The 9,975-nt window shown below is 67.6% G+C and carries 9 protein-coding genes and 1 pseudogene; 5 read left to right on the top strand and 5 right to left on the bottom strand.

What is annotated here, in order from left to right:
* Positions 1–73 precede the first annotated feature (73 nt).
* From F3J10_RS32100 to F3J10_RS32110, 3 genes are read right to left on the bottom strand one after another with little or no spacing between them, the layout of a single operon-like run.
* Complete coding sequence (locus F3J10_RS32100) at positions 74–364, bottom strand: (2Fe-2S)-binding protein (RefSeq protein ID WP_167234605.1); 291 nt, start codon at positions 362–364, stop codon at positions 74–76.
* Complete coding sequence (locus F3J10_RS32105) at positions 357–1,484, bottom strand: FAD-dependent oxidoreductase (protein ID WP_167234604.1); 1,128 nt, start codon at positions 1,482–1,484, stop codon at positions 357–359. The genes F3J10_RS32100 and F3J10_RS32105 overlap by 8 nt, the downstream gene beginning before the upstream one ends.
* Positions 1,484–2,449, bottom strand: coding sequence for a 4-hydroxyproline epimerase (locus tag F3J10_RS32110; protein WP_025100801.1), 966 nt, complete (start codon positions 2,447–2,449; stop codon positions 1,484–1,486). The genes F3J10_RS32105 and F3J10_RS32110 overlap by 1 nt, the downstream gene beginning before the upstream one ends.
* Positions 2,450–2,787: 338 nt before the next feature.
* Between F3J10_RS32110 and F3J10_RS32115 the strand changes: the two genes are divergently transcribed.
* Together F3J10_RS32115 and F3J10_RS32120 are read left to right on the top strand one after the other, a co-directional pair.
* Positions 2,788–3,930: a branched-chain amino acid ABC transporter substrate-binding protein gene (locus F3J10_RS32115; protein ID WP_013689357.1), complete on the top strand. Its 1,143-nt coding sequence runs from the start codon at positions 2,788–2,790 to the stop codon at positions 3,928–3,930.
* 389 nt (positions 3,931–4,319) lie between these two features.
* On the top strand, positions 4,320–5,615 hold the full coding sequence (locus F3J10_RS32120) for an MFS transporter (protein WP_013689356.1): 1,296 nt from the start codon (positions 4,320–4,322) through the stop codon (positions 5,613–5,615).
* A gap of 109 nt (positions 5,616–5,724) precedes the next feature.
* Here the strand turns inward: F3J10_RS32120 and F3J10_RS32125 are convergent, their stop codons facing one another.
* Entirely contained in the window at positions 5,725–6,159 is a 435-nt protein-coding gene (locus tag F3J10_RS32125) for a DoxX family protein (RefSeq protein ID WP_025100799.1), read from the bottom strand.
* 424 nt (positions 6,160–6,583) lie between these two features.
* On the opposite strand from F3J10_RS32125, the gene F3J10_RS32130 reads away from it, so the two are divergent.
* Both F3J10_RS32130 and F3J10_RS32135 read left to right on the top strand, forming a co-directional pair.
* On the top strand, positions 6,584–7,141 hold the full coding sequence (locus tag F3J10_RS32130; protein ID WP_167243779.1) for a hypothetical protein: 558 nt from the start codon (positions 6,584–6,586) through the stop codon (positions 7,139–7,141).
* A 6-nt stretch (positions 7,142–7,147) separates the two neighbouring features.
* The gene (locus F3J10_RS32135; protein WP_167243780.1) at positions 7,148–7,987 is read left to right on the top strand and encodes a hypothetical protein; all 840 of its coding nucleotides are present in this window, start codon (positions 7,148–7,150) and stop codon (positions 7,985–7,987) included.
* A 96-nt stretch (positions 7,988–8,083) separates the two neighbouring features.
* Here F3J10_RS32135 and garD read toward each other — a convergent pair whose 3' ends face one another.
* Complete coding sequence (gene garD / locus F3J10_RS32140) at positions 8,084–9,631, bottom strand: galactarate dehydratase (protein WP_167243781.1); 1,548 nt, start codon at positions 9,629–9,631, stop codon at positions 8,084–8,086.
* A gap of 218 nt (positions 9,632–9,849) precedes the next feature.
* On the opposite strand from garD, the pseudogene F3J10_RS32145 reads away from it, so the two are divergent.
* Positions 9,850–9,975: pseudogene (locus F3J10_RS32145) on the top strand (5-dehydro-4-deoxyglucarate dehydratase); the annotation flags it as partial.

The following is a 9,975-nucleotide window of genomic DNA, read 5'->3' on the forward strand; positions in this document are numbered from 1 at the left end:
GCGCCGGCAGCCGCGCGCGCGGCCGCCAAGCCGGCCGGCCCGGCGCCGACCACCACGATCTCGTAATGCGCCTTCATGATTCGGGATTCCAGGTGGTGTCGATGCGCATGCCGTCGCGGCAGGTCGTCTGGCAGGCCAGCACGTGCGCGCGGCCGTCGATGCCGACGCGACACTCCTGGCAGATGCCCATCCCGCACAGCATGGTGCGCGGCATGCCCTGCACCGAGCCGCGCGTGCCGCGCACACCGAGCGCGATCGTCAACGCCGCGGCAACGCTCGTGCCGGCCGGCACGCGGCAGGCCCGGCCGTCGATGCGGACTTCGACTTCGACGAGATTCGCGCCGCCACGATTGCGATCAGGCATGACCGACCTCCGGCATGGCGCGCGCCGGCCAATAAGGCTCGGGCGCGATCGGCGGCGCCTCGCCGAGCAGTTGCGTCGCGATCAGTTCGGCGGTGCTCAGCGAGGTGGTCACGCCCAGCCCCTCGTGGCCGGTCGCCAGCCACAGGCCGGCGCGGCCCGGCACCGGCCCGATCAGCGGCATGCCGTCGGGCGTGGCAGCGCGAAAACCGGTCCAGGCGCGCAGCGCATGCAGGTCGGCGAGGCCCGGCAGGTAACGCGTGGCGCGCGCCAGCATGCGTGCCAGCACCGGCATCTCGACGGCCGGATCGGTGCTGTCGAACTGCCGCGACGAGCCGATCAGGATCTGCCCGGTCGGCCGCGGCTGCGCATTGAAGGCCACCGAGGTGCCCTGCGCGTGATGGGCGCTCTTGATATAGCCGAGTTCGAGCAATTGATGCGTGATCGTGCCCGGATAACGATCCGTGATCAGCAGATGACCTTTCTTGGCCTGCAGGCTAATGCCGGGCACCAGCCGCGCGGCCTCGAGCCCGTTGGCGACGATCACCTGCGCGGCCGACAGCGTCTCGCCGCCCGCGGTGCGCAGCTCGGTGCCCGCCAGCGCGACCACGGCGGTGCGTTCGCGCACGCGGATCCGCGCCGCGCCCGGCGAATGCCGCAGCAGCCATTCGCTGGCCGAAGGCGCATAGACGATCCCGTCGCCCTCCACATACAAACCGCCCGCCAGACCCGCGGCCAGCATCGGCTCGCGTTCGCGCAGCGCGGCCGCGCCGATCGCCTCGGCCGACACGCCGGCCGCCAGGTAGCCGTCGCGCATCGCGCACGCCGCCTCGAGCTCCTCGTCGTCGGCGGCCACCCACAAGGTGCCGCAACGCCGATAGGCATCGCATTCGCGCAGGCTCGGCGCGAGCGCGCGCCAGCGCGCCAGCGAATCGCGCGTCAGCGCCAGCTCGGCCGGCGTATCGTTCATCACCACCAGATGGCCCATGCCGGCCGCGGTCGTGCCGCCGCCGATCCCGCCCGCGTCGAGCACCTCGACGGCCAGCCCGCGCGCGGCCAATGCCGCCGCGCAAGCCGCGCCGACGATCCCGGCGCCGATCACGATCGCATCCGCGCGCGCCATCAGCCGAGCCGGATCCCGTTCGCGAACGGATCGCCGTCCTCGAAGCAGAGCCGTCCCTCGGCCATCACGTGCGCGTGACCGGTGATGGTCGGCACGATCGCGGCCTCGCCCTCGATCGCCTCGTCATGCCGCACGTAGCTGACCTGGAACACGCTGCCGATCACGCTTTCCTGCCGCCATTCGGCATGTTCGGCGAGCTTGCCGTCGGCGGCCAGGCAGGCGGCCTTGGCGCTGGTGCCGGTGCCGCAGGGCGAGCGATCGTAGGCGTCGCCCGGGCACAGCACGAAGCTGCGGCTGTCGAGCCCCTCGCGCGAGGCCGGCCCGAATAGTTCGATATGGTCGATCAGCGCGCCGTGCGCGCCGGTGATGCCGGCGGCGATCAGCGCGTCGCGCGTGGCGCTCGAGAACGCGCCCAGCTCCTTCAGGTTCGCGGGTTCGACGCGGCGCCGATGCTCGTGCTCGGGCACCAGGAAGAACCAGTTGCCGCCCCAGGCGATATCGCCCGTCAGCGGGCCGTGGCCCGGCACCTCGACCGTCACGTCCTGGCGATGGCGATAGGCCGGCACGTTGCGCACCGACACGGAGCGATCCGCGTTCAGCGTCGCCTCGACGATGCCGACCGGCGTCTCGATGCGATGCGTGCCGGGGCCGATCCGCCCCAGGTGCGCGAGCGACACCACCAGGCCGATGGTGCCGTGCCCGCACATGCCGAGATACCCGACGTTGTTGAAGAAGATCACGCCGGCCGCGCAACCCGGATCGAGCGGCTCGCAAAGCAGCGCGCCGACCACCACGTCCGAGCCGCGCGGCTCGGTGACCACCGCCGCGCGCCAGTCGTCGTGGTGCGAGCGGAACCGTTCCAGCCGCTCGGCGAGCGTGCCGCCGCCGAGATCCGGCCCCCCGGACACGATCAGGCGGGTAGGCTCACCGCCGGTATGCGAATCGATGAAGTCGAGTGTTTTCATGCCGCTATCGTAGGAACCCGCCTCGCCTGGCGTCTTGGCGACATTATGCGCACGCCATGACGAAATCGGCATAGTCAGGGAAACCGCGCATATGCCGATTTCGTCATCCCCGACGCATCTGGCGCGCAAGACTGGCGCTTTTTCGCTACCTAGACTGCGCTGGAATCGCTCGCATCGTGCCGTCCCCCTCTGGTAGCGCGTTTGCTCGCCTGCCTCGCGGGTCGCCACGCGGCCGAGCCGATTTCAGCACAAGGCCCGCCACTCGCCGGTGGCGGCGTCGCGATCGCCAACAGGCCGGCACCACGCAGCCGGCCGCAGCAGCCAAAGGGGAAACGAAAGTGAAGCTGAAGATCTCGCAATTCGCGCTCGTCGCGGGCGCCGCCCTCGTCGCCGCGGGCACGCCGGCCTCGGCCGCCGACCTCGTCAAGATCGGCTTTGCCGCGCCGCTCACGGGCACGCAATCGAACTACGGCACCGACATGCAGAAAGGCGTGCAGCTCGCGATCGACGATTTCAACGCGACCAAGCCGGTGATCGGCGGCAAGCCCGTCACGTTCACGCTCGATTCGCAGGACGACCAGGCCGACCCGCGCACCGGCACCACGGTGGCGCAGCGGCTGATCGACGACGGCGTGTCCGGCATCATCGGCCACTTCAATTCGGGCACCAGCATCCCGGCCTCGGATCTCTACGAGCGCGCGGGGCTGCCGCAGGTCTCGATGGCCACCTCGCCGCAATACACGGCGCGCGGCTACAAGACCACCTTCCGGCTGCTGACCAGCGACGCGCAGGCCGGCCGCATCGTCGGCAGCTACGTGGTGAACACGCTGCACTACAAGCGCGTGGCGATCATCGACGATCGCACCGCCTACGGCCAGGGCATCGCCGACGAATTCGCCGCAGCCGTGCAGAAGGCCGGCGGCACCATCGTCAAGCGCGACTTCACCAACGACAAGGCGCTCGATTTCTCGGCGATCCTGACCAACCTGAAGGGCATGAATCCCGACGCGGTGTTCTACGGCGGCGGCGACGCGCAATCCTCGCCGATGATCCGCAAGATGCGCCAGCTCGGCATCAAGGCCGCCTTCGTCACCGGCGAGATGTCGAAGTCGCCCACCTTCCTGAAGGTCGGCGGCGAGGCGGCCGAGGGCGCGATCGTCTACATGGGCGGCCTGCCCAAGGAGAAGATGCCCGGCTTCGCGGGCTTCGAGCAACGCTACAAGGCGCGCTTCAAGGAGGAGGTGGTGACCTACTCGCCCTATTCCTACGACGGCACGATCGCCCTGCTCACCGCGATGAAGAACGCCAACTCGACCGACCCGAAGGTCTATGGGCCGTATCTCGACAAGGTGTCGATCAAGGGCGTGTCGGCCGCGACCATCGCCTACGATCCGAAGGGCGACCTGCGTGACGCGCCGGTCACGATCTACCGCGTCGACCACGGCGCGTTCAAGCCGGTCGACACCATCGCCGGCAACTGAGCCGCGGTGACCGGCCGGTCACGATCGACCGGCCGTCGCGCCGATACCACGCGGGCCGCCGTCGCGAGTCGATCGCGGCGGCGGCCCGTGTAGCTGCAGCATTGGCCACGTGCCCGGCGCGGCCGCGCCACGCCGCGGCACGGCCCGCTCGCCGTTCCCGCGCCGCCGCTTTTCGCGCCGTCAATGCGCGCGAACCCGCGCCCGAAGCCGCCTCCATGCCGTCGCGCCGCATCCTGTAGAATCGCCCGACCCGTCTGTCGCCGTCCCCGCGCGTTTCCGATCCCGAAGCCGCGCGGCCCGTGTCGCGAGCCGATCCGGCCCGCTGCGCGGGACGCCGTGCGGCGTCGCGCGCCGCGCACGCCGAGTTGAGAACCTCGATCGTCCTGACCATGCAAGCATACGAAACGGGCAGCGCGCCGAGCGCCGTTGCCGACCGCGCCCTGACGCGCAGCGACTACAAGACCTTGAGCCTGGCCGCACTCGGCGGCGCACTCGAGTTCTACGACTTCATCATCTTCGTGTTCTTCGCGCCAGCGATCGGGCAGTTGTTCTTCCCGCACGACATCCCCGACTGGCTGCGCCAGTTGCAGACCTTCGCGATCTTCGCGGCCGGCTACCTGGCGCGTCCGCTGGGCGGCATCATCATGGCCCACTTCGGCGACCTGGTCGGCCGCAAGCGCATGTTCACGCTGAGCGTGCTGCTGATGTCGGTGCCGACGCTGCTGATGGGCCTGCTGCCGACCTTCGACTCGATCGGCATCCTGGCTCCGGTGCTGCTCCTGCTGTTCCGCATCCTGCAGGGCGCGGCGGTGGGCGGCGAAGTGCCGGGCGCCTGGGTGTTCGTCTCCGAGCACGTGCCGGCGCGCCGCATCGGCTACGCCTGCGGCACGCTCACGGCGGGCCTCACGGCCGGCATCCTGCTCGGCTCGCTGGTGGCCGGCGGCATCAACCGGCACTTCTCGCCGGCCGAGATCAGCGCCTATGCCTGGCGCATCCCGTTCCTGCTCGGCGGCGTGTTCGGCCTGTTCTCGGTCTACCTGCGCCGCTGGCTGCACGAGACGCCAGTGTTCGCCGAGTTGCAGGCGCGCAAGGCGCTGGCCGCCGAGATCCCGCTCAAGGCGGTGCTGCGCGACCACGGCCGCGCCGTGATCGTCTCGATGCTGCTGACCTGGATGCTGTCGGCCGCGATCGTGGTGGTGATCCTGATGACGCCGACCCTGCTGCAGAAGCAGTTCCACATCCCTGCCGCCACCGCGCTGTTCGCCAACAGCATCGCCACCGTGGGCCTGACGATCGGCTGCGTGGTGGCCGGCGCGCTGGCCGACCGCTTCGGCGCGAAGCTCGTGCTGGCGGTCGGCTCGCTGCTGCTGGCCGCCTGCTTCTGCACGCTGTTCGCCAAGGTGGCCGCCGATGCCTCGACGCTGGTGCCGCTCTATGCGCTGACCGGCTTCCTGGTCGGCACGGTCGGCGCCGTGCCCTCGGCGATGGTGCGCAGCTTCCCCGCCGTGATCCGCTTCTCCGGCATTTCGTTCTCGTACAACATCGCCTACGCGATCTTCGGCGGGCTCTCGCCCGTGATCGTGTCGCTGATGATCAAGTCGAATCCGTTCGCGGCAACCGCCTATGTCGGCGCGGTCTGCGTGATCGGCGCGCTGGCCGCGCTCTGCACGCGCAACGCGCGCTGAGCTGCCAGGGCCGGTTTGGACGAAGGGCGCCGCGAGGCGCCCTTTTTCATGGCCTCGGCGGCATGAAGCCGCGCGCGGCTCGCGCCGTGGTATCGAGGAACATCGGCTCTCAGCGCAGCACGCCGTAGGTGGGCTGGCGGCGCATCGCGTCGATGCTCGCGCCGCCCGCGCCGGTCACGAACAGCAGCAGGAATCCACCCGCGATCGCGACGTTCTTCCAGAAATGCACCACCATGTCGTGCTGCACGGCCGGGCTGGTGGCATCCCAGAAGTTGTGGCCGATCAGGGCCGTGACGATGGTGTAGGCGGCCAGCAGCAGCGCGACCGGCTTGACGCGATAACCGACGATCAGCAGCAGCGCGCCGAGCCCCTCGATGGCGATCACCAGCGGCGCCGCGAACTGCGCGAAGGGCACGTACATGCCCTTCAGATAGGTGACGAATTCGCCGTAGCCGAGCAGTTTCATCACGCCGCCCCACAAGAACAGGGCCGCCATCAACAGCCTCGCGATGAAGATCACGCCGGAATCGACGGGACGCGTCATATCTCTCTCCTCGGTGCATTGAGGACGCGACCGCGGAGCGGTCCGCGTCTGGTAAATGCGCCAGAATAAGAAACTTTCGCGCGGCGCTCCAAGCAAAAGGTTGTAGCAAAACGTTGCACGCGCCGGCGGACGGCAGCGCAATCGCGTGCAAAGTCCCGGAAAGCACGGACGCGCAATCGGGTAAAGCCCCGACGATGGCGCGAGCGCTCGGCTAACGGATCGCAAGCTTCGCGCGTGGTCGAGAGCGAATCGGCAAGGAGGCCGCGTGCAGGCGAATTCCGGCGATTTCCGCGCTGCGATGATGTCCAGCGCAAAGATGCGAGACGCTTCGTTGAACCGAGGATCGGCGCCGCAACGACGCCACCCAGGCGACACGCCCGGCTGCTAGGCTGATGTTTTTCCGAAAAGCCTTTCCCTCGCGACCATGCCCGCGTCCACCACCCTGCAAATCGTGCAACTCTGCGTCGGCGTGCTCACGCCGCTGTCGGTCACCGCGCTCGGCTGGCTGATCAGCCGGCGCCTGAAGCGCCTCGAACTCGTGCAGTGGACCAACCAGAAGCTGATCGAGAAGCGCCTCGCGATCTACGACCAGATCGCGCCGCAACTCAATGCGCTGCTCTGTTTCTATACCTGGGTCGGCTACTGGAAGGACATCTCGCCCGACGAGGTCATCCATATCAAGCGCGAGCTCGACCGAACGCTGCACGTCTATCGCCACCTGTTCGACGACGAGCTGTATCGCGCCTATCACGCGCTGATGCTCGCGCTGTTCGACACGCATTCGGGCGCGGGCCGCGATGCGCGGATCCGCTCGCGCGTGGCAGGGCCGAGCGGCGATCGCTCGCTGCACGGCAGCTACGCCTGGCACGCCGCGTGGGCCGAGCGTTTCTCGAGCGCCGAGCCGGCCACCAGCGAAGAGATCCAGCAGCTTTACTACCGCCTGATGGAGCGGCTGCGCGGCTCGCTCGGCGCGAACAAATGAGGTATCGTGCGCGACGCACCGAACCCCATTTCCCGGCATCCGATGATCTTCTACGCCCCTTCGATCCTGTCCGTCGGCGAACGCGCCTCCACGCTCTACGAAACGTTCGTCAAGCGGTATTCCATGGCCGTGATCTCGAACGCCGTGTTCGGCGAGGTCATGAGCAGCATCGACCACGCCGACCTGGACGACCATGCGTCCAAGCTATGTCGCGAAAACAGCTATGTCCGCTTGCAGATGATCTATACGGCGATGGGACTTTCGGCGCCGTTTCCGCAGATCCGGGAAAAGCAGGGCCTGTTCCTGGACGAGGTGATGGCACGAGCCGAACACGGTTCGGGGCTGGCGGAACAACTCGTCCACATCGGCAACGCGCGCGAAATCGTCTCCTATTTCGTGCTGTTCGAGGACATCCTGAAAAGCGTGATCGAGCAGCTCGACGGCAACCGGAACGCGCGGAATTCCGAGCTGATCGACGAACTCCGCAAGCTCGTACGCAGCAAGGAAGCCGCATTCCTGGCAGCCCTCTCGTCGCGATCGCAAATCGACGACTTCTCCACGATCTATCTGCTCTGGAAATACTTTTCCTGCGTGCGAAACCTGCTGGTCCATGACGGCGGCTACTACAGCCCCGAATGGCGCGAAGATTATCTGAAGCTGAAACGCTCCCTGTCGAACAAGCTGCTCAAGGCCGACTACATCCAATTTCATTCGCTAGCCGACGAATTCGGCGCCGACACCGAACTGCAGAACGGCTTCTACAGCCCGAGCAACCTGGTCGTCAACCTGCTGCACAATTTCTCGAAGGTCGTGATGGAATCGCTCTACCTGAGCGAAATCATCTGAAGCGAGTCCAATCCCCGTCGCTTCATGCAACACGCCCGCCGGATCGCGGACGATCACGGCGGGCGTGCAGTCAGACGAACGGCGGTTTGCGCCGCTTCAGGTCACCGGCGCCGGGTTGAACAGCGTCAGCGCATTCGCCAGCTTCCACTGCTCGGCCCAGGTCTTGCGGCCGCTCGCGACGTCCAGCATCAACTGGAACATCTCCCAGCCCACCTCCTCGATGCTCTTCTGGCCGGTCGCGATGGTGCCCGCGTCCACGTCCATCAGGTCGTGCCAGCGGCGCGCCAGGTCGCTGCGCGTGGCCACCTTGATCACCGGCACCTGCGCGAGCCCGTAAGGCGTGCCGCGGCCGGTGGTGAAGATATGCAGGTTCATGCCGGCCGCCAGCTGCAGGGTGCCGCAGATGAAGTCGCTGGCCGGCGTCGCCGTGTAGAGCAGGCCCTTCTGCCTGGCGCGCTCGCCCGGGCTGACCACGCCCGAGATCGCCGAGCTGCCCGACTTCACGATCGAGCCCATCGCCTTCTCGACGATGTTCGACAGGCCGCCCTTCTTGTTGCCGGGCGTGGTGTTGGCGCTGCGGTCGACCTGCCCGCGCTGCAGGTAGGCGTCGTACCAGGCCATCTCGCGGATGATGTCGCGCGCCACCTCTTCGTTGGCCGCGCGCGAGGTCAGTTGCGCGACGCCGTCGCGCACCTCGGTCACCTCGGAGAACATGATGGTCGCGCCGGCGCGCACCAGCAGGTCGGCCGCGAAGCCCACCGCCGGATTGGCGGTCAGGCCCGAGAACGCATCGCTGCCGCCGCATTGCACGCCCACCACCAGCTCCGCGGCCGGTACCGTCTCGCGACGACGCCGGTTCAGGCGTTCCAGGTGCTGTTCCGCCATCGCCATGATCGAGTCGATCATCGACATGAAGCCCACGTGCGCCAGGTCCTGCAGGCAGACCACGCCGCCGTTGTCGGGCTTGTCGGCCGCCACCGGAATCGCGCCGGCCGGCAGCAGGCGTTCCGGCTGCAGCTTCTCGCAACCCAGGCTGACCACCATCACCTCGCCGCCGAAGTTCGGATTCAGGCTGATGTTGCGCAGCGTGCGGATCGGGATCTCGGCGCCCGGCGCCTCGATCGCGACGCCGCAGCCATAGGTGTGCTCGAGGCCCACCACGCCATCGACGTTCGGAAAACGCGGCAGCAGCTCGCGCTTGATGCGCTCGACCGCGAACTCGACCACGCCCGACACGCACTGCACGGTGGTGGTGATCGCCAGGATGTTGCGCGTGCCGACCGAGCCGTCCGCGTTGCGGTAGCCCTCGAAGGTATAACCCTCCAGCGGCGCCTGCTCGGGCGCCTTACGGGTGGCCAGCGGCAGGTTCTCCAGGCCGGGCGGCTCGGGCATGCGCAGCGTGCGCTCGTTGACCCAACTGCCGCGCGGCAGGTCCTTCGAGGCGTAGCCGATCACCACGTGGTAGCGCAGCACCGGATCGCCTTCCTTCAGATCGACCAGCGCCACCTTGTGCCCTTGCGGCACGCCTTCGCACAAGCTCAGCCCGTCGGCGAATTGCGCGCCCGCGGGCAGCCCGCCGTCATTGACCACGATCGCGACGTTGTCGTCCGGATGGACGCGGATATAGAGAGGGGACTGGGACATCAGGGGAAATCCTCGTTGCAACATGCAGGGAATTAACAGTCATCATACAACATGGGCCAAACTTGCGGGATCGTGCGTAAACCCTGATGCCGAAAGGCAGAAATTGAATAGCGAAAGGCTTGGGGGACGCTTGCCAGCCCGAAAATGATGTTGTACGATGACATACAACACATCCCGAATTGAACGAACCCGCGCCCAGCGCAACAGGACGACCCATCATGACCACGCCTCAGGAACTCAAGCAGATCATCTCGGAAGGCCTGCTGTCCTTCCCCGTCACCGACTTCGACGCCGAGGGCAACTTCCGCCCGAGCACCTATGTCGAGCGCCTCGAATGGCTCGCC

It is taken from the genome of Burkholderia sp. Cy-637, assembly GCF_011753175.1.
In the GTDB taxonomy this organism is placed as follows: Bacteria; Pseudomonadota; Gammaproteobacteria; order Burkholderiales; family Burkholderiaceae; genus Burkholderia; species Burkholderia gladioli.